The sequence below is a fragment of the Pseudomonas sp. Z3-8 genome, assembly GCF_051131975.1.
Classification (GTDB): domain Bacteria; phylum Pseudomonadota; class Gammaproteobacteria; order Pseudomonadales; family Pseudomonadaceae; genus Aquipseudomonas.
Genome location: NZ_CP071643.1, coordinates 1,970,200 through 1,990,316 on the forward strand (window position 1 = coordinate 1,970,200; position 20,117 = coordinate 1,990,316).

Below are 20,117 nucleotides of genomic sequence, written 5' to 3' on the forward strand. Positions count from 1 at the left end.
CGCCACGGGAGCCTTGATTCCGCATTAATGACAATTAAATTGCACACAATTTAATTGCTCGCTATCTTCGGCATCCAACTTCCCTCTGGAGCCGTGCCATGACCGACAATCTGCTGAGCATTCCTTGCACCACCATCAAGGGCGAGCAGAAGACGCTCGCCGATTTCCCCGGCAAGGCCGTGCTGGTGGTCAACACCGCCAGCCAATGCGGCTTCACCCCGCAGTACAAAGGTCTTGAGGCTTTGTGGCAATCCTACAAGGACCAGGGCCTGGTGGTGCTGGGCTTTCCTTGCAACCAGTTCGGCAAGCAGGAACCAGGCAACGAAGGGGCGATCTCCGAATTTTGCGAGCTCAACTTCGGCGTGAGTTTTCCGCTGTTCAAGAAGATTGATGTCAACGGAGCCAACGCCCATCCGCTATTTGTCCAGCTCAAGCAGCGGGCGCCCGGTGTGCTGGGGTCCAAGGGCATCAAGTGGAATTTCACGAAGTTCCTGATTGGCAAGGACGGCCAGGTGGTCAAGCGCTTCGCCCCGACCACCAAGCCCGAGGATCTCACCGGCGAGATCGAAGCCCTGCTCAAATGAGCGACCTGTCAGTCGATTCGCTGAAGCTCGACAGTCAGTTGTGCTTCAAGCTGTACGCAGCATCACGGGCGGTGATTCGTGGCTACAAGCCGATGCTCGATCAGCTTGGCCTGACCTATCCGCAGTACCTGGCGATGCTGGTGCTGTGGGAATGGCAGGACAACACCCCGGAGCAGCCCACGGTCAAGGCGCTTGGAGAGCGTTTGCTGCTGGATTCCGGCACGCTGACACCGTTGCTCAAGCGCCTGGAGCAACTGAGTTTGATCCGCCGCCAACGCTCGGTCCAGGATGAGCGAGAGGTGCATTTGAGCCTGTCGGATGCGGGCCGCGCCTTGCGCGAGCAGGTCGGCCCGCTCAAGGCGCGCCTGCTATGCGACAGCGGGATCGATCTGGATCGCGTGGGCGAGTTGCGCGATGGCCTGGATCACCTGCTCAAGCAGATCAAAGGGCTGACGTAGTCGGCACCCACTGGTCCAGCAATGCCGCCAGTTCCTCGCGACGGAACGGCTTGGACAGGTAATCACTCATGCCGGCGGCCCGGCAGCGTTCGCGTTCCTCGGGCATCGCGTTGGCCGTCAGCGCGACGATCGGCAGGTCCGGCCAGCGGCCGCTGCGGCGAATCTGCCGGCTGGCTTCGTAACCATCCATGACCGGCATGTTGCAGTCCATCAGGACCAGGTCGAACGCTTGCTGTTCGAGCTGGTCCAGGGCTTCGGCGCCATGGGCCGCGACCACTACCTCACAGCCCAGCTTGACCAGCATGCCCTTGGCCACCAGTTGGTTGACGGGGTTGTCCTCCACCAGCAGCACCCGGCCACGCCGCGAGGGCGCCAGTGCTTCGATCTGCGCGTCGTTGATGGTCGTCGCCTCGCTTTGCAGGGCCCGGCGCAGGATCTGGTAAAGCGCGTGGCGCGCCAGCGGTCGGGCCTGCTGCAGCAAAGGCGCGAGGGCGGCGGCTTCTTCGCTGGGCATGAAACTGCCATAGGCGGTGACGAGCAGGATCGGGGCGTCGAAGGTCGGGCGTAAATTGAACAGGCATTCCGGGCAATCGGTGATCAGGATGTCCGGCTTGAGCCCCAGCAAGCCGTCGTCTACGGTGCGTTGTATGTAGTCCAGTCCCCAGACCGGCAGCAACATGCCCAGCAATTCGGCCAGCCCGCTGTTGGCGGTGGTGATGGCGACCACGTTGCCCCGCAAGGTCTCGACGGGCGCGGCCGGGCTGTGGGCGGGCAGCGGCAGGTCGGCGCAGAACTGGCTTCCGAAGCCCGCCTCGGAACTGATCGTCAACCGTCCCTGCATCGCCTCGCAGAGGTTGTAGGTCAGTGCCAGGCCCAGCCCGGTGCCGCCGAACTGGCGGGTAATACCCGCGCCGGCCTGGGTGAACGGCTGGAGAATCCGCGCCTGGTCCTCCTGGGGAATGCCGATGCCAGTGTCCCAGACCTCGACCCGCACGCCGCCTTCATAGTGACTCAAGCGCACATCGACCCGACCGAAACGGGTGAACTTCAATGCGTTGGAAAGCAGGTTGCTGACGATCTGGCGAACGCGGGTCGGGTCGCCCAGTACCTGGGCCGGGAACTGCGGGTCGATCAGACACGCCAGTTCGACGCTTGGCGCCGCGTTCTGCGACAGCAGGTTGGCGGTGTCTTCGACCAGCGCGCCAAGGTCGAACGGGATACGTTCGAGTTCCAGTTGGCCGGCGTCGAATTTGGACAGATCGAGAATGTCGTTGAGCAGTTCGACCAATACCTTGCCGGAGTCATGCGCTATCGACAGCTGTTGCTGTTGCTCGGCCGTCAACGGGCCATCCAGGGACAGGGCGATCATCCCGAGCAAACCGTTGAGGGGGGTGCGGATCTCATGGCTCATGTTGGCCAGGAACGCGGAGCGCGCGTCAGCCATGTCCAGGGCGGTGCGCCGGGCAATATCCAGCTCCTCGTTGGACTGGCTGAGCCGGGCATTGATGGCCTTGAGCTCGGCCGTGCGCGCCGAAACGATATTCTCCAGTTGCGCCAGGTAATCGGTCAGACGATTTTCAGCCGCGCGCCGTTGCTGGATTTCAGTGGAGACATTCTCGAACTGCTGGTTGGCGACCGATACCAGCACGCCGATTTCATCGTGTTGGTGGCCGGAAGGACACTCCAGCGGGCGCTGTTCGCTGCTGCCCGGGTCGCGGCTGCTGAGTTCGCGGATAACCCGCACCAAGGGTTTGGTCAGCATGACGTAGAACAGCGCCAGCAGCAGGCCAGTCAGGATCAGGCTGCGGGCGAAACCGTTGAGCAGCGTCACCTCGGCCCGGCGCAGGAAGCGGCTGCCGAACGCATAAGTGTCGACATCCAGTCGCAGCACGCCGAGGGACTCGGCCGGCAGATGATTCAGGTAGAGCCGGTCTTCGAACTGTCGTTGGGCGCCAAAAAGCGAGTCGCTGATAAATCGGTAACTGCTTTGCAGCTCGGGTCGCTTGACGCTGGCCAGCACCGTATTGTTGTTATCGATCAGTTCGGCGCCGACGATGGCCGGCGAGCGCAACAGGCCCAGGGCCAGTTCTTGGGCAAGCTCGGCATCGATGTTATAGGCGATGCGCGAGGCCGGGTTGTGGCTGATTTCCAGCAACGAGAGGATTTCACGGTTGATCGACGCGTCTTCGCTGGCATAATCGATGCCGATCTGTACCAGGCTTAGGAAGGTGCCCAGCACGAAACCCACCATGACGGTCAGTCGAGCCTGTTTGTACGACAGCCGTTGGGTGAATCTGATGTCCATGGGATGGTGAACCACTTACGTTTCCCTTCGCCGGTCAAGCATAGCTGATCATTTCCGAATACCGGTGCGGCCGGTTTGCGTTGTCTGAAACAGACCCGCCGCTGGCCTCGTCGTTTCGTCGCTGTAGCGTCATCATTACCGTGAACTTGTCCGAGGAAAAGACGTGGACGCCCGATTGAATGCTTTTCTTGAGCGCGCCGATGCGGTGCTTGCCCGTATCGAGCCCTTGTTGCCCGCCCCGCGGCCCGACATCGACTGGAACCAGACCCTGGCCGCGCGCTGGCAACGTGACGGGCGCAGCGGTTTCCTGATGCCGTTGACGGTCAGCCTCGACATGCGCCTGTCGGACCTGATCGGTGTCGACCGTCAGGTTGAACAACTGGGCCGCAACACCCTTCAGTTCATCGATGGCATGCCGGCCAACCACGCTTTGCTCTGGGGCTCGCGCGGCACCGGCAAGTCGTCGCTGGTACGTGCCTTGCTGGCTGAGCATGCCGGGCAGGGCCTGCGCTTGATCGAGATCGAGCGTGACCACCTGGCCGATCTGCCCCGGGTAGTCGAGCAGGTGGCAAAACTGCCCCAGCGTTTCGTGCTGTTCTGCGATGACCTGTCGTTCGAGTCCGGCGAAGGCGACTACCGCGTGCTCAAGAGTGTGCTCGACGGTTCGCTGGAGCAGGCGCCGGACAATGTGCTGCTGTACGCCACCTCGAACCGCCGTCACCTGGTACCGGAAAAGGAAAGCGACAACGAGAACTGGAAACGGGTCGACGGCGAGCTGCACCCCAGCGAGGCGGTGGAAGACAAGATCGCCTTGTCCGACCGCTTCGGGTTGTGGCTGTCGTTCTATCCATTTACCCAGGAGCACTTCCTCGATGTGGTAGAGCATTGGATCGGCGAGCTGGCGGCCAAGGCCGGGCTCGACTGGCAGCGTGACGAAGCACTGGATGTGCAGGCGGTGCGCTGGGCAACCGGACGTGGCAACCGCAACGGACGTTGCGCCTATCAATTTGCCCGTTATTGGGTGGGCCTCAAACTCCTGGAGCACAAGGCATGATCGATTTGACCCGTACCGGGGACGGCCTCGAAGGCTACGGCCTGTTGTCGGCACAGTTGCAATCGTTGCTGGCGGATGAACGCGACTTCATCGCCAATGCCGCGCAATTCTCGGCTTTCCTGTTCAGTCAGTTGGATGATCTGAACTGGGCCGGTTTCTACCTCAACCGCAGCGAGGAGCTGGTGCTGGGGCCGTTCCAGGGCCAGATTGCCTGTGTGCGCATTCCCTTCGGTCGTGGTGTCTGCGGCACGGCGGCGGCGACTCGCCAAACCCAGCGTGTCGAAGATGTCCACGCGTTTCCCGGGCACATTGCCTGCGACAGCGCCTCGAACAGCGAACTGGTGGTGCCGCTGGTCAAAGAGGGACGCCTGATCGGCGTGCTGGACCTGGACAGTCCGAAACCGGCGCGCTTCACCGAGCATGACCAGGCCGGCATCGAGCAACTGGCGGCAATCTTCCTGCGGCTGACCGATTGCTGATTACGCCTTCAGCCCAGCCTTGACCAGCAAACTGCCCGGGTCGATCTCATCGATCTGGCTCGGGTCCAGGAACTCATCGGCATAACGCAAGTAGATTCGCTCGTCGACAAACAGCTGGAACAGCTCGGGATCGATGTGGGCGTCGCGGCACATGGTGGCCATGATGCCGAGGGCTTCACTCAGTTTCTTGGCTTTTTTATACGGGCGATCCGCTGCGGTCAGCGCTTCGAAGATATCGGCAATCGCCATCATTCGAGCCGGCAGGCTCATCTGCTCGCGCTTGAGTCGCTTCGGATAACCGGTGCCATCCATTTTCTCGTGATGGCCGCCGGCGATTTCCGCAACGTTTTCCAGGTGGCTGGGGAAGGGCAGCTGGCTGAGCATCAGGATCGTCTGCACCATGTGGTGGTTGATCACATAACGTTCTTCGCGGGTCAGTGTGCCGCGCGTGATGCTGAGGTTGTAGAGTTCGCCGCGGTTGTATTTCCAGCGCGGTACATCAAGCTGGAAGCCCCATGGGTTGTCTGCCGGAATCAGCTCGGCTGCATGCCGCTCGATCAAATGCTCGGGTTTGTCCGCCAGCAGCGATTCAGTCACCGGAAGCGTCGGCGTGGGTGTGCGCGCCTGGCGTCGGCTTTCCTCCCAGGAAACTCCCAGGCGGTCATCCAGGGTGCGCGTCCACGTGCGCCGGGCGATGCGTTGCAGACGCTGCAAATCACGCTCGGCCATGGCTTCGGAGCCCAGGTTGCAGCCTGCGACAAAGGCAAAGTCATCATCGAGGGCGGCCAGCGTCGCGTCGCGCTGGCGGGCCAGGGCTGACGATTCGCCACCGGTTGCCAGGGCCTGCCAGTAATCGATCCAGGCGTCGCGCTTGAGTACCTCGAAGCGGGTACGGATTTCATGGATCCGGTCGTTCAGGGTTTCCAGCTTGGTGGCCTTGTCCACTACATACTCGGGTGTGGTGACCTTGCCGCAGTCATGCAGCCAGGCAGCGATGTGCAGCGCTTCCCATTCATCTTCCGTTGGCCGGTAGGCGTCGAACGCCGGTGCCCGGCTGGCGGCGGCGGCTTGGGCGAGCATCAGCGTCAGGGCTGGCACTCGCTGGCAATGGCCGCCGGTGTAAGGGCTCTTGGCATCGATCGCCCCGGCGAGCAGTTGGATGAATGAATCCAGCAACTGCTTTTGCCTGGCTTGCAGGCGCTGGCTTTCGATGCTCACCGTCGCGGTGCCGGAAACGGCCTGGAGAAAGGCAATGCGGTCCGGCTGGAGTTTCTCCAGGTCGGCTTCGGCGCCGCTGTCTGTGATCAATAGCAACAAGATGCCGACGGTTTCCTGATGGCGGTTGCGCAAGCGGATACCGATCAGGTGCACGCGCGGGGCATCCAGTTCCAGCAGGACGCTGCGCAAATCGGCAGCCTGCTCGAAGCCCAGCGAGGACACCAGGGTTTCCGCTGTGGCCAGTTCCTGTAACCACGGCGGGCTGTCCGCGCCATTCAGTGCGTAGCCTCGCAGGGCGAAGGCTTGCAGGTCCCGAGGCGTCCCATCGATCACCAGCCCGTAGGGCTTGACTTGCTCCTCGTCGTGTTCGCGCAGATAGATCAGGCCGGCCTGGGCCTGGCCGATTTTCACCGTCTCGAACAACACCCGCTCCAATAGCGGGGCAAAGCGGGTTTCAGCGCGCAGGCTGGCCGTGATCTCGAAAAAACTCGCCAGGGTTTCTTTCATGCGGGCCATCGAAACACCCAGTTGATCGACCTCCAGCACCGGAGAACGGCGGGACACCGGATAGTTGAAGTCGAAGCTGCGAATGGCGTCGGCTTCCTTGACCAGTGCGCGCAAGGGCTTGACCAGGATTCGCGAGGTCAGCCAGCCGAGGGGCAGGCACATCAGCAACGTGGCGAGGGTGATCAGCGCGCCTTGCCAGCGCAGGCGATAGGCATCGGCGAGCAGTTCGTCCTCCGGCACCAGCAAGGCCAACTCCAGGCCCTGCGGCCCGCCCTCCTGCATGTGGCTGCGGGAAACGATCCATTGGCGTCCGGCCGCTTCCAGGCGTGGCGTGTCAGTGTGGTCATCGAGCGCAGCGGCGATGGCCGGGGCAAGGTCACGCGCCTTGATCAGGCGGGACGACTGAATGTCGGCGATCAACCGGGGACTGTCCGGATAGCCCACCGCGTTGCCTTGGGGATCGATCAGGACAATTTCGGTACCGGCGCTCACCTTGTGCTTGGCCAACGTCTGTGACAGGGCGGCGAGGGTCAGGTCAGCGCCGATGACGGCCTGCGCGCCGCTGCGCCGCGCAAGGGTAGTGCCGATGTTTCGGGTGGAAAAGAACACGTAGGGTTCGGTGGTGATTTGTTCAGGGCTGCTCAAGGCGCTACGGAACCAGCCCCGGCTGCGCGGATCGTAGGTTTCGTCAGGATGTTGCAGGCGGCTGAGAAGGTTCAGGTCCCGGTCATAGAACAGCGATTGCGAGCGAACCAGGCCTTCGTTGCCGGCGCGCTCCACGGTCCAGACCTGATACAGCGCGCCGACCGGTGCCTTCATCGCGGCCCTCAAGGCATCGGTGCGCAACGGCCGGACCATGAAGAACTCGCCCTTGCTGTCACCCAGGTACAGCGACGCCAGGTTCGGGTTGTCTCGCAGCGCCTGGCTGAAGGGCACGAGCAGGTCCAGCCGTTGCGCCATTCCAGGCGCACGCGTCGCCGGGTAATCGGCCAGCAGGCCCAGCAGATGACGGATCGGTTCGTAGGTGTCGTACAGGTCCAGGCGTACGTCCTGTTCAATTCGATTAAACAGCTTTTCGCTGCTGGACAGGATGATCTGGGTGGTTTGCCGGTAGTTGAAGACGCCCAGCACGACGCCGGTCAGCAGCAGGAGCAGGGTAAACATCACGCTGATATGGACGTGCAGGGGAAACCGGCGTTTTTCCGGACGCGGTGCGCTGGGCATATCCGTCACTCCAAGTGTTCGGGGGAGATCGCCCCCTGATACGCACTGCTGAGCCAACAGCATAGTAAACACTGGATTATCCTGCCTTGGCGATCTCCGTTTCCAGCGCCTGTTCCAGTTCGGTCATCGCCCGGTGGAGCGCTTTCGCGCAGTCGTCGATTTGTCCGGGTGCCTGCTCCTGATGACAGGCGATTTCCAGAGCCTCGCACAATTCGATCAGCCCATTTGCCTGCACGATACGGGCGACACCTTTTATCTTGTGCGCCGTTTCGGCGAGCGCTTGGGAAGGGCCGGTACGGGCGGCTTGGAGCAGCTCCTGGCGGTCGGAACGGTTGCTGCTGAGCAGTTCCGCCAGCAGCCGCCGGACGGAGATCGGGTCGCCGCCGGTGAGCATGTGCAGACTCTGGACATTGAACACGGCTGCGCGGCTCGCGGGTTTGATCGTGTTCATCCATTGGCTCAGGGTGCTCAGGTTGATCGGTTTGAACAGGCAATCGTCCATTCCGGCCTCCTTGCAGCGCTGCTTCTCCTCGGGTTGCGCATTGGCGGTGAACCCGAGGATGGTGCAGCGCGGCAATTGATGTTCGGCCTCGTACCGGCGGATGGCCCTGGCAAGCTCGTAACCGCTCATGACGGGCATGTTGCAGTCGGCGATGATCAGGTCGAAATCACCCTCATGCCAAGCCTCGAGTCCTTGCGCGCCATCGTTGGCGAGGGAGTGGCGATGACCGAGGTATTCCAGTTGCTGCGTCATCAGCAAACGATTGGCCGGGTGATCATCCACCACCAGGACGCTCAATCGGGCCGTGGCCGTTTCGACCGCAGGCTCAGCCGGGACGCCGATCGTCGTTTCGGACAGGATGCTCGGCTGCAGGGTAAGCCGGACCTGGGTACCGACGCCCGGTTGGCTGTCCAGGGACAACTCACCGCCCATCATCTGGCACAACTGGCGGCTGATCACCAGGCCAAGCCCCGCGCCTTTTCGGGCCATCCGGCTGCTGTTGTCGGCCTGGGCAAACGGTTCGAACAGGCGCTGCATGTCCTCCGGGCTGATGCCAATGCCGCTGTCGCTGACTTCTATCTGCATCCGCAACGTATTTTCGTGAGCGGTTCGGGAAAGCCTGGCGCGGACCTTCACCTCGCCCTGTTCGGTAAATTTCAAGGCATTGCTGATCAGGTTCGAGATCACCTGCTTGAATCTCGACGGGTCTATCAGGACGTCGTGTTTGTCGTCGGCGGGCTCTACTTGTAGTGACAACAGCAGATTCTTTTGCCGGGCCAGTCCCTCGAATACCCGGACCACCGAGCGCAGCAAGGCGCTGACATTCACTCGTTCAGGGGCCAGGGTCAGGTGGCCTGATTCGATGCGGGCAATGTCCAGGATATCGCCGATCAGCTCCAGCATGCCTGAGGCCGATTCGTACGCGACCGCTATGGTCGAACGGTCGACCTGTCCCTTATCGGCATGCTTGAGGGCCAGTTCCAGCATGCCGATCACTGCGTTCATAGGCGTACGGATTTCATGGCTCATGGTCGCCAGGAAGGTGCTTTTCGCGCGATTGGCGGCGTCGGCCTGTTCCTTGGCGGCATGCAGTTCCTCGACAAGCTGGCGCCGTTCACTGATGTCGATCCAGCCACCGATGATGCCTTGCACGTGTCCCGCGGCGTTACGGTAGGGGAGGATCCAGTGATAGATCGTCAGCTTCCGAGCGCCAATGTGCAGCGGCCGGTCGGTGATCAAGGCGGTGCCTTCGGCCATGACACGCTGGTAGTCCGCCCGATATTCCTGCGCTTCGAAAGCATTGCTCATGGATACCGCCGCGACGTCCTTGCCGATTACTTCTTCGCGTGTTGCGTTGAACGATTCCAGGTAACTGTCGTTACAGCTTTGCAGAAGCCCATGGCGGTCCCTCACGTAGATCGGATGGGGAGTGCCGTTGAGCAGGGCATGCATGAATTCAAGCTGGTCGTTGAGCGCCAGTTCCGCCTTCTGGCGTTGCCTGATCTGCCGCTGCATGTACGCATTCCACGCCAGGGACAGCAGCAATAACAGACCGGCGCCTGCGACAAACTGCAGGAATAACCGGTGATAGGTGCGCCAGGTAAGCTCCGCCGCCGAGATATGCCCTCGCCAGCGATTGTTGATGACCCCCAGTTCGGCGGGTTCGATGCTGGTCAGGGCCTTGTCCAGGATCGAGCTCAACTCTGGTAAGTTCGTTGCGCTGGCCAACGAGAACAGGGCTTGTCGGGTGCCTACGGTGCTGCTGATCTGCAATGTGTCGCGCAGCGTGTGGGAAGACAGGAAATAATTGGCCATGACCAGCGAACTGACGCTGCCATCGGCCTCACCCTGGGCAAGCATATCGACGGCCCGCAGGGAGTCGGCGGCCTCGACCAGTTGGATATGCGGATATTCGCTGCGCAGCCAGTCGATGATGGGATTGCCCGCGGCGATTGCCAGACGCTTGCCGGCGAGCTGGTCGAGGGTCGCGGGCGTGTCGGATTGCTTGCGGGTCAGCAGGACAAAGGCGCTGTCGAGGTAGGGACGGCTGAACTTCAAGAACTGTTGCCGTTCGCTGCTGGGCAGGAGCGCGGCAATCATGTCGGCCTCGCCGTTCACCACCGCGGAGATCATTTCGCCGTCAGTCTGGCGCCGCTGGATCTCCAGGCGCAGGCCGGTACGCAGCCTGATCAGCTCCAGCAGGTCGGCGCTGATACCGCGAAAATCACCGTCCGGATCGAAGAACGTAAACGGCGCGAACGTTTCGTTTACCGCCACGCGAACGACGGGATGCTTCGTCAGCCAACGTTGTTCGCGGTCAGTCAGTTGTATCCGCTGGTCCGTGAGGTACAGGTCGCTGCCGGCGCTCCAGCGTTTTGATATCGCCGTCTGCTCCGTAATCGGGAGCTGGCTCAGCGTAGCGTTCAGGATTTCCAGCAGCAGGGCATTATCCCGGCGGACCGCGAAACTGAAACCGTAGGTTTCGTGTTTTCCGAAGCTGGCCATGCGGACGTTGCTCAGGTAGCCCTTGTTGATCAGATAGTGGGTAGAAACGGTGTCGCCGAGAAATACGTCGGCCTGGCCGAAGGCGACGGCATTGATGGCGTTCTGGTAGGAGGTGTAGGTGGTGATCTGCGCCTTGGGATAGAGTTTTCTGATTTCATCCAGGGGCAGGTAGTGATAGGCCATGCTCAGCCGCAGCCCTTCGAGATCTTCGGTCAGGGACGGGCTGTCGCCCGTCCGGGTAACAAGGACGGGCTGGTCTACTGCATAGGGTTTCGACAGGGCGATGCCCGGATTGCTGGCCTCGAAACCGTTGGCGCTGCCGAGCAAGTCGATTTGCCCGCTTTCGAGCGCGGCAATCGCGTCGCCACGGGAACTGAAGCGCAATACCTTCATGGGCAAACCGGTCGCCTGGGCGACGACACCCGCGTAATCGGCAGTCATGCCTTCATAATCGCGGCCACTGGTGGAAAGATCGAACGGGGGATAATCCGGCGCGGATGTACCCAGGACCAGCTCCTGACGACCTTGCAGCCAGGCGCGATGGGGTGCGTCGAGTCTGATCTGCATGGGATCCGCCGTCGCCCGACTCAGCAGCGTATAGCGCTCGGGCAACTGCGGGGCGGCCATGAGGGTCGCGGCATAGAGTCCTGCGCACGACAGCAGAAGAAATTCGCGTAGACATCTGTACATGCTGTTATTTCTCAAACCAGTGCGTTGCGCTTGGCCATCTCGATCAGATCTACCAGGGACTTGACCTTGAGTTTCTGCATCAAGCGTTTTTTATACGTGCTCACGGTTTTATTGCTGAGAAACATGCCTTTGGCGATGTCTTTGTTGGTACGGCCCTGCGCGAAAAGTTGCAGCACCATCAATTCGCGATCGTTGACGCTTTTGAAAAGATCCAGCTCGATACTGCGCGGATCATCATGACGCAGGGGCGTCAACGCCTGGCTCGGGAAATAGTTATAGCCGGACAGTACGGCCTTAATTGCGCTGATCAGTTCACTGAGGTCTTCCTGTTTACACACATAGCCGGAGGCACCAGATTGCATGCAGCGGATGCCAAACAGCGTCGGTGATTGCGCCGTGAGCACCAGCGTCTTGATAGGGGCGGTCATTGCGTTGAAGCGTGAAAGAATTTCCAACCCATCAAGCTTGGGAATGCTGATGTCCAGAATGACCAGGTCCGGCATACATTCACGGACCATTTGCATCGCGTCGACGCCGTTGTCGGTTTCTCCTACAACTTTATAGCCTTCATGCTCCAGCAGCATTCGAACGGCGAGGCGGATGACCGGATGATCGTCGACAATGAAAACGGAGTTCATGAATAAATCCCCTGCGAACTGAATAAAGCGCGCACCTTAGCCCAGTTAAGTCAGGGTCGTACGAGGAGACGGGGCTACATTTCCAGTTTCGGAAGTTTCCTACAAGAAAAGAGGCAAGGTACTACGAAGTATTTAGGTTGTTGGTAGGCGAATGGAGTGGGACGAGCGCGTCTTATATTCTATTCGAGGCAAGGTGTTAACTTTTAATCAGGCACGCGTAGTCCGTCAGTAGCTTGTTTCGCTCATTTCGTAGAGATAGCGAGTTTTAGAAAAGTTTGTTTATCTGCTGTTGAGTGAGCCGCCGATAAAGGCGGCGCTGAGCTCATTGACGAGTGCGACCGGTCATTTCCTGTGCCATTTCGCTGGCATAGCTGTCGGTCATGCCGGCGATGAAATCGATCATTCGCAGGAACGCGCTGTGCAAGGGGCCGTCAGGATCTGGCGCGTTGTTGCCCAGCAGATCGAGGATGCGCCGATTCTTGAACGAGGGTGTACGGCCGCCGTGTTGTTCCAGGGCGGCACCACAGAACCCGTTGAGCAGAATTTCCAGCGTGGTGTAGGCACCGATTTCGTGCAGAGTCTTGCGCTTGTCCTGGAATATCTTCTTGCGGGCCATGTCCTTGGCGTTCAAGACGCAGCGTTTGGCCGGGCCATGCATGTGTTCCACCAGGTCTCCCTGCAACGTGCCTGCCAGCAATGCCTCCTGCTGCTCGACGAACGCCCGGGCGGCGGCGTTGGTCAGGTGTTCGATGGCCTTGCCACGCAGGATCGCCAGTTTGCGCCGCCGGGAATCCAGCGGGCCAAGCTGCCGGTAAGTCTCCGGCAGGTCATCGCCGACCAGATCCAGCAGCAGCGATTCCACCTGCGGGTATTCCAGCAGCTCCATTTCCACGCCGTCTTCCAGGTCGATGAGCGCGTAGCAGATATCGTCGGCTGCCTCCATCAGGTAGACCAGCGGATGCCTTGCCCAGCGCTGGTCCTCGATTTGCGGCAGGCCGAGCTTGTGGGCAATCTGCTCGAGCAACGGCAGTTCGCTCTGATAGCAGCCGAACTTGTGCTTCTTGTAGCCCAGGGAGTCCGCGTGGCGGGCAGTCCAGGGATATTTCAGGTAAGTGCCAAGTGTCGCGTAGGTCAGCCGGGTGCCGCCGTCGAACTGATGGTATTCGAGCTGCGTGAGGACCCGGAATCCTTGGGCATTACCCTCGAAATTGAGAAAGTCATTGCGCTCGGCCTCGCTCATGGCATCCAGCCAGCCTCGTCCGGCCGCCTGTTGAAACCAGTAGCGGATGGCGTCTTCACCGGAGTGGCCGAACGGCGGGTTGCCGATGTCGTGGGCCAGGCAGGCCGATTGCACCACCATGCCCAGGTCGCTGGGTTCACACCAGTCTGGCAGGGCGCCGCGGATGGTTTCTCCCACGCGCATGCCCAGGGAGCGCCCGACGCAACTGACTTCAAGCGAATGGGTCAGGCGCGTGTGGATATGATCGTTGCTGGAGACCGGATGCACCTGGGTCTTGCGTCCGAGGCGACGGAATGCACCGGAAAAGATGATGCGGTCGTGGTCTTTATGGAAAGGGCTGCGGCCCAGTTCTTCCGGACTGTGCAGGGGTTTGCCCAGGCGTTCGCGAGTCAGCAGGGTGTGCCAATCCAAGGCCGGTTGCTCCGTTTGGTGAGTCGATGCCCTAGCTTCCCGGTTCGGGACGCGTCCTGCAAGGGCCACAGGTATCGACCTGTTGTACCCGGGTGTTGCACGGACGGGTCAATCGGGCCTTTCCAATGGAAAGGCCCGTTCAGGGTCGGTCCGCGGACACGGCCGTCAGGGTTTGCGTACAGTCTTGGCCAGCTTGATCAGCGGCAGCAGCGCGGTTGCCAGCCGGATCAGTCGCGAGAAGCCACCTGAGCGTCCGCTTCGGGTCCGCTTGCCTCCGAGGAAGCCGAGCAAGGACACGGCGGCCACGCCCCAGAGTGACGCATGCTTCAGGCCGAAGCCCTCATGCCAGCTTTGGGTAAAGCCGCGCACCCGTTGCAGCGGGTGCAGCAGTTGCCGGGTTTCCTGGCGAATTTCCTGGCGGTGCATCTCCATGCGCAGGCGCACCAGCGCCTTGCGCATCTCCTGCCGGGTACGGGCTTGGGGAATATCGGGCCGACTCATGGCAACAGGCGCTCCCGGTCGTTGGCGAGTTCTTCGAGGGTGGCATGGAAAGGCGAGGATTCATCGAAAATCGCTGCCTTGAGCCGAAGCCCGCAGAACAACGCCGCCAGCAGATAAAACAGGCAGAGGCCGATGATTCCCGCGAGGCGATAGGTATCCCACACCAGAATCAGCACCAGTGCGGACAGCCCCACCAGCAGCAGCAAACCGAAAACCAGCGCAAGCCCGGCAAACAACAACAGGCTGACGGTGCGGGCCTTCTGCTCCTGCAATTCGATGCCGAACAGTTCGACATGACTGTGCAGCAAGCCGAGGAATGCTGCGCCCAGGCGCCGCGCGGTAGGCTTCGTGCCCGATTCGGGCGAGCCTGATTCGTCGATGCCCATCATTAGCGCCGTGTCGCCAGCAGTCCGATCAAAAAGCCCACGCCCGCAGCGATGCCGACCGATTGCCAAGGATTGGCCTGCACATATTCTTCGGTGGCAATCACTGCAGCCTGACCGCGCTCGCGTACCGAGTCTTCGGTCAGTTGGAGGGTTTCACGGGCGCGCAAAAGGGTTTCGTGGATCTGGCTGCGCAATTCGTCAGCCTGATCACCGGCCAGGGTCGCCGTGTGGTCCAGCAACCGTTCGGTGTCCTTGACCAGCGTCTGGAAGTCTTCCTTCAAGGTTTCTTGAGCAGTCTTTGCCTGGGTTCTGGCCATTGGTGCATCTCCGTGAGTGACGTCTGAAGCGTTCGAGTATGAGCCTTGCCGGAAGGTTCAGTGAAACTGCTGGTACAACTTTTGCTCTGGCATCCGCCATGTACTGGTGCGTCAGCATGCGCCGGTGCGCTGAAGCTGGGCAAAAGCCCGCAGAACCTTAACTCAAATAATCAAAACCCGCGAAGCACCACGCTGCGCAACGTCGTGACAGCGGTTTTCGTGCACCAAAGCGGCTCGCAGGGGAACGAGGCGTCTCAACTTGGTGCGTCGGCCGCTCGATTGAACCGCTTTGGTGCCTTTTCAACTTTCTTCAGGTCTGCCAACACCATGGAAAATCTGCAAAGCGCCGTGGACAATCTGGTCCACAGCTCCAACACGCTGTTCATCCTGCTCGGTGCGGTCATGGTTCTGGCCATGCACGCCGGCTTCGCGTTCCTTGAAGTAGGCACCGTCCGGCAAAAGAATCAGGTCAATGCGTTGTCGAAGATTCTCAGCGATTTCGCAGTGTCGACCTTGGCCTATTTCTTCATAGGCTACTGGATTTCCTACGGCGTGACATTTTTGCAGCCGGCGGCGGTGCTAAGCGCCGACCACGGCTACAGCCTGGTGAAGTTTTTCTTCCTGCTGACCTTTGCCGCCGCGATCCCGGCGATTATTTCCGGAGGAATCGCCGAGCGTGCCCGGTTCGTACCGCAGTTGTGCGCCACGGTGCTGATCGTAGCGTTCATCTACCCGTTTTTCGAAGGCCTGGTCTGGAATGGCAACTACGGCCTGCAAGCCTGGCTGCAAGCCCGTTTCGGCGCCAGTTTCCATGACTTTGCCGGCTCCGTGGTCGTGCATGCCATGGGCGGCTGGCTGGCATTGGCCGCGGTACTGTTGCTCGGACCGCGCAATGGTCGCTACCGGGACGGGCGCCTGGTGGCGTTCGCGCCTTCGAGCATCCCGTTCCTGGCGTTGGGCTCGTGGATTCTTATTGTCGGCTGGTTCGGTTTCAACGTGATGAGTGCCCAGACGTTGCCTGGAGTCAGCGGGTTGGTGGCGGTCAACTCGTTGATGGCAATGGTCGGCGGGACCGTGGCGGCCTTGATCATCGGGCGCAACGACCCCGGCTTCCTGCATAACGGCCCCTTGGCCGGGTTGGTGGCGGTCTGTGCCGGTTCCGACCTGATGCATCCGGTGGGTGCGCTGGCGACCGGAGCCATCGCGGGCGGGCTGTTTGTCTGGTGTTTCACCGCGGCCCAGGGCAAGTGGAAAATCGACGACGTGCTCGGGGTCTGGCCCCTTCATGGACTGTGCGGCGGCTGGGGTGGCATTGCCTGCGGCATTTTCGGCCAGCAAGCCTTGGGTGGCCTGGGCGGCGTCAGCCTGGTCAGCCAACTGGTCGGCACCGCGTTGGGCGTCGTCATTGCCCTGGTTGGCGGGTTCGCGGTTTATGGTGCGATCAAGTTTGTGCTGGGCCTGCGGCTGACCCAGGAAGAGGAGTACTACGGCGCCGATCTGTCGATCCACAAGATCGGTGCCGTCAGTCAGGACTGAACACTGCGCTACGGTTCCTTGTCCTGGTTACCGGGATAGAACCCATGCAGCAGGCCATAGCGTTCGTGACGAACCTGATCCACATGATGCCGGACCCGCTGCTCCGGCAGCCCGAGCATGACCAGCGCGTGAGAGGCGAGCATCAGGCTCGATTCAAGCAGTTCCGGGACCACTTCGGTCGCTCCGGCGGCCTGCAGTTCGGCCAGTTGGCTGTCGTCCCGAGTGCGCACCAGGATCGGTACCTGCGGGTTGACGCGTCGGGCTGCCCTGAGCACGGTCAGCGCGATGTCCGTCTTGTCGACCGCAATGACCAGCAGCCGGGCGCGGCTCAGTCCGACGGCGGCCAGCAGGTCTGCCCGGCGTGAGTCCCCGTAATGTACGCAACGCTCATCGACCGTGGCTTCCTGAATGATCACCGGGTCGTCGTCGAGGGCGACAAAGGCCAGGCCTTCGCGGCGCAGGAACCGCCCGATGGATTGGCCCACCCGACCATACCCGCAGATCACCACATGACCCGACAAGCCTGCATTGAGTTCGCTGATCTGGTCCAGTTGTGCTTCCTGGTTGGGTTTGCGGTGCAGGCGCGCGGCAATCGCCGGCGCTGCACGCAGCAAAAGCGGGGTCAGCAGCATCGAGCAGAATGTCGCGGCCAACAGCAGGCCGCCGATGTCGGCGGGCATCAGGCGGTTCTGCTGCATCAATGCCATCAGGGCAAAACAGAACTCGCCACCTTGAGCCAGGGCCAAGCCGCTGCGCCACGCGGTTTCGCCGTCGCTGCCGCGCCACTTGACCAGTGCGGCGACCACGCAGCCCTTGATGATCATCAAGCCGAGGGTCAATCCGAGTATCTGCAGGCCATCGTCGATGAACAGTCGAAGGTCGATCAGCATGCCGATGCTGACGAAAAACAGCCCCAGCAGGATGTCGCGGAACGGGCGTATATCGGCCTCGATCTGGTGTCGGTAATGGCTTTCTCCCAGCAACATGCCGGCCAGGAACGCCCCCAGGGCAGGTGACAGGCCGAGCAGGTGCGTCAGCCATGCGGTGAGCAGTACGATCACCAGCGCCAGCAGCACGAACAGCTCGGCGGACCGGGACGCGGCCACTTCATGGAATAGCCGGGGCAGCAACCAGCGGCTGGCGAGCAGCAGACCGCCAAACAGTACCAGTGTCTTGCCCAGCGTCAAGGGCAGCGCCCAATACCAGGCGTGCTCGCTGCTGCCCGCAAAGACCGGCACCAGGGTCAACAGCAATACGGCGACGACATCCTGGAACAGCAGCACACCGATAGCGTTCTGGCCATGGCTGCTGAAAATTTCTCCCAGGCTGGTCAACTCCTTGCTGACGATGGCTGTGGAAGACAAGGCCAGCCCGGCGCCCAGAAGCAGTGCCGCCAGCGCCGGGGCGCCACAGATCACCAATAGGCCCCCCAGCAGCGCCCCCGAACACACCACCTGCAAACTGCCGAGGCCGAACACGACCCGGCGCAGTTCGAGCATCTTCGACAACGAGAATTCCAGCCCGAGGGAGAACAGCAGGAAGACCACGCCGAGCTCGGCCAGGTCTGGCAATTCTTCGCTGTCGTTCACCCAGTCCAGGGCGGTGGGGCCGACGGCCAGCCCGACACAGAGATAGCCGAGTACCGGTGGCAGGCGTAATCGCCTGAACAGGGCGATGACTACCAAGGACGAGGCTAGGATGATCAGCAGGTTGGCGAACAAGAGGAGCTCCGTTTCAAGACGCTGACATCCAGCTTAGGAGAGAAAATACGTCGAGCATTGCCGAAAAGACATTTGGGCTCAATGATTTGCGTCAGCGTTTTACTGAAACATGATGAGCCACGGTACGCCGCTCGACGGCCACGTGGAGCGAGCCTAGAATGACCGTCTATTTTTCGGGTCTACCTGCCATGCCGCCTGAATGCCAATTGTTCGGAACCCTGGGGTGCCACCTGTGTGAAGTTGCCGAGGGCGTGCTGATGCCTTTCGTCGAGCATGGCCTCTTGGTAGAACTGGTGGATATCGCCGAAAGCGAGGCCTTGTCCGAAGCCTATGGTTTGCGCATCCCCGTGCTCCGTCGGATCGATACAGGGGCGGAGCTGGATTGGCCCTTCGATGACCCTGATCGGGTTGCGGCGTTTCTGCGTTGATACCTTCCATCGCCTGAGTCCATGCATCGCCATTGGCGAAATGACATTCTTCGGTTACTGTATGCCCATACAGCTATCCGGAGTGCGTCCCTTGGTCAATGTCGAACAATTGAAAAACAGCGTGAACAGGATGTCCGCGGACGTTGTGCGCGAGGCGGTCCTGGAGTTGCGCCTGGATGGTCTGGTAACCGAAGGCAAGACACCCTTCAACAAGCTGCATTTCAACACCTGTTTTGCCGAGATCGAAGCGTTGTTCCAGCGTGCCGGTTACCACAAGCAATTGGACGTGGTGGGTTACCAGGGGTTGTTGTATGCGTTGTACGACCCGGGACGTTGGGAGGCAGTCGAGGTGCTGCGCTGGTTGAAGGAGTTCACCGAGGCAGCGGAAAAACCGACATCAATTCGCGCATGAGCCAATCAGCACTGTGCCGGCTTGTGCGAGTGGCGGATAATACCGGTCCCGTAACGCTCAAGAGTTTTTAATGTCCGGTTCATCATTTTCCGCCGCGCACCATCAGGCCAGCACACTGTACTTGCCGCCTGGCTCCTGGCAGACGGTGCTGGAATGTCTTTGCGAGCATTTCAGCACGATCAGCCGCGAGCAGTGGCTGGATCGGATTGTCCGGGGGCGGGTGTTGGACGGGGAGGGGCGGGCGATCGGTGTTGACCTGCCCTATCGCGAAGGCATGCGGATCCACTATTTTCGCGAAGTGCCCGATGAAAAACCGATCCCGGTGGTGGAGTCGATTCTCTACGTCGACGAGCATCTGGTGGTGGCGGACAAACCGCATTTCCTGCCTGTCACGCCGGCGGGGGAATACGTGGAGCAGACATTGCTGCGCCGTTTGATCCGTCGCCTGGACAACCCCCATCTGGTGCCCTTGCACCGTATTGATCGGCATACGGCCGGGCTGGTCTTGTTCTCAGCCAATCCGCAGACGCGTTCGGCTTATCAATCGTTGTTTCCGACGCGGCGAATCGAAAAAAGTTATGAAGCCATTGCCCCCGCATTGCCCGGAGTGGCTTTTCCGTGTGTGCACAGAAGCCGGATGATCGACGGCGAGCCTTTTTTTCGGATGCAGGAGGGGCCAGGCGAGCCCAATACCGAGACAGCCATGAAAGTGCTTGAGAGGAACGGCGACCTGTGGCGGTACGGCCTGTATCCGGTTACCGGGAAAAAGCACCAGCTACGGGTGCATATGAGTGCCTTGGGGGCTGGCATCTGCAACGATCCGTTTTATCCCGATGTGATTAGGGATGCCCAGGATGACTATGCCAACCCGCTCAAGCTGTTGGCCAAGAGATTAGGTTTCATCGATCCGATCACGGGTCAGGAGCGGGTCTTCGAGAGTGATATTGCCCTGCGCTGGTAGCCATCGCACTTTCCGCCAGGCATTAAAAAGCCCGCAATGC

17 protein-coding genes are annotated in these 20,117 nt (G+C 60.9%); 8 read left to right on the forward strand and 9 right to left on the reverse strand.

Going from position 1 to position 20,117, the window contains the following annotated elements; all coding sequences use genetic code 11:
- The first annotated feature begins 98 nt into the window (after positions 1-98).
- Together J3P94_RS09230 and J3P94_RS09235 are read left to right on the forward strand one after the other, a co-directional pair.
- Positions 99-584, forward strand: coding sequence for a glutathione peroxidase (locus tag J3P94_RS09230; RefSeq protein WP_434572823.1), 486 nt, complete (start codon positions 99-101; stop codon positions 582-584).
- Positions 581-1,042, forward strand: a complete 462-nt coding sequence (locus tag J3P94_RS09235) for a MarR family winged helix-turn-helix transcriptional regulator (protein ID WP_434572825.1) — start codon at positions 581-583, stop codon at positions 1,040-1,042. Before J3P94_RS09230 ends, J3P94_RS09235 begins: the two co-directional genes overlap by 4 nt.
- Here the strand turns inward: J3P94_RS09235 and J3P94_RS09240 are convergent.
- Positions 1,026-3,347, reverse strand: a complete 2,322-nt coding sequence (locus J3P94_RS09240) for a response regulator (protein WP_434572826.1) — start codon at positions 3,345-3,347, stop codon at positions 1,026-1,028. The genes J3P94_RS09235 and J3P94_RS09240 overlap by 17 nt on opposite strands.
- A gap of 163 nt (positions 3,348-3,510) precedes the next feature.
- Between J3P94_RS09240 and J3P94_RS09245 the strand changes: the two genes are divergently transcribed.
- Together J3P94_RS09245 and J3P94_RS09250 are read left to right on the forward strand one after the other, a co-directional pair.
- Complete coding sequence (locus J3P94_RS09245; protein ID WP_434572828.1) at positions 3,511-4,401, forward strand: ATP-binding protein; 891 nt, start codon at positions 3,511-3,513, stop codon at positions 4,399-4,401.
- Positions 4,398-4,880 carry a GAF domain-containing protein gene (locus tag J3P94_RS09250; RefSeq protein ID WP_434572830.1) on the forward strand — a complete coding sequence of 161 codons (483 nt, stop codon included), beginning with the start codon at positions 4,398-4,400 and terminating at the stop codon, positions 4,878-4,880. Before J3P94_RS09245 ends, J3P94_RS09250 begins: the two co-directional genes overlap by 4 nt.
- Here the strand turns inward: J3P94_RS09250 and J3P94_RS09255 are convergent, their stop codons facing one another.
- The 7 genes from J3P94_RS09255 to J3P94_RS09285 all read right to left on the reverse strand — a co-directional run bounded on the left by J3P94_RS09255 (position 4,881) and on the right by J3P94_RS09285 (position 15,019).
- Entirely contained in the window at positions 4,881-7,829 is a 2,949-nt protein-coding gene (locus J3P94_RS09255; protein WP_434572832.1) for an HD domain-containing phosphohydrolase, read from the reverse strand.
- A gap of 76 nt (positions 7,830-7,905) precedes the next feature.
- A complete protein-coding gene (locus tag J3P94_RS09260; RefSeq protein WP_434572834.1) occupies positions 7,906-11,526 on the reverse strand; it encodes a transporter substrate-binding domain-containing protein in 3,621 nt (1,206 codons plus the stop codon).
- An 11-nt stretch (positions 11,527-11,537) separates the two neighbouring features.
- Positions 11,538-12,164: a response regulator transcription factor gene (locus J3P94_RS09265; RefSeq protein WP_305499795.1), complete on the reverse strand. Its 627-nt coding sequence runs from the start codon at positions 12,162-12,164 to the stop codon at positions 11,538-11,540.
- Positions 12,165-12,486: 322 nt separating this feature from the next.
- The gene (locus tag J3P94_RS09270) at positions 12,487-13,815 is read right to left on the reverse strand and encodes a deoxyguanosinetriphosphate triphosphohydrolase (RefSeq protein WP_305499797.1); all 1,329 of its coding nucleotides are present in this window, start codon (positions 13,813-13,815) and stop codon (positions 12,487-12,489) included.
- 165 nt (positions 13,816-13,980) lie between these two features.
- A complete protein-coding gene (locus J3P94_RS09275) occupies positions 13,981-14,316 on the reverse strand; it encodes a hypothetical protein (protein WP_434572837.1) in 336 nt (111 codons plus the stop codon).
- Positions 14,313-14,702 (reverse strand): phage holin family protein, encoded by a 390-nt coding sequence (locus J3P94_RS09280; protein ID WP_305499799.1) that lies wholly within the window; start codon positions 14,700-14,702, stop codon positions 14,313-14,315. The genes J3P94_RS09275 and J3P94_RS09280 overlap by 4 nt, the downstream gene beginning before the upstream one ends.
- Positions 14,703-14,704: 2 nt before the next feature.
- The gene (locus J3P94_RS09285) at positions 14,705-15,019 is read right to left on the reverse strand and encodes a DUF883 family protein (protein ID WP_434572838.1); all 315 of its coding nucleotides are present in this window, start codon (positions 15,017-15,019) and stop codon (positions 14,705-14,707) included.
- A 327-nt stretch (positions 15,020-15,346) separates the two neighbouring features.
- Here J3P94_RS09285 and J3P94_RS09290 point away from each other — a divergent pair, with 327 nt between their 5' ends.
- The gene (locus tag J3P94_RS09290; RefSeq protein WP_434572840.1) at positions 15,347-16,555 is read left to right on the forward strand and encodes an ammonium transporter; all 1,209 of its coding nucleotides are present in this window, start codon (positions 15,347-15,349) and stop codon (positions 16,553-16,555) included.
- Between the two features lie 8 nt (positions 16,556-16,563).
- Here J3P94_RS09290 and J3P94_RS09295 read toward each other — a convergent pair whose 3' ends face one another.
- Positions 16,564-18,276: a cation:proton antiporter gene (locus J3P94_RS09295; RefSeq protein WP_434572842.1), complete on the reverse strand. Its 1,713-nt coding sequence runs from the start codon at positions 18,274-18,276 to the stop codon at positions 16,564-16,566.
- Between the two features lie 188 nt (positions 18,277-18,464).
- Between J3P94_RS09295 and J3P94_RS09300 the strand changes: the two genes are divergently transcribed.
- The 3 genes from J3P94_RS09300 (at position 18,465) to J3P94_RS09310 (ending at position 20,077) form a co-directional block, all read left to right on the forward strand.
- Positions 18,465-18,704 (forward strand): glutaredoxin family protein, encoded by a 240-nt coding sequence (locus J3P94_RS09300; protein ID WP_434574141.1) that lies wholly within the window; start codon positions 18,465-18,467, stop codon positions 18,702-18,704.
- Positions 18,705-18,795: 91 nt separating this feature from the next.
- A complete protein-coding gene (locus tag J3P94_RS09305) occupies positions 18,796-19,116 on the forward strand; it encodes a transcriptional regulator (RefSeq protein WP_434572844.1) in 321 nt (106 codons plus the stop codon).
- 70 nt (positions 19,117-19,186) lie between these two features.
- Positions 19,187-20,077, forward strand: a complete 891-nt coding sequence (locus tag J3P94_RS09310; protein ID WP_434572846.1) for a pseudouridine synthase — start codon at positions 19,187-19,189, stop codon at positions 20,075-20,077.
- Positions 20,078-20,117 lie beyond the last annotated feature (40 nt).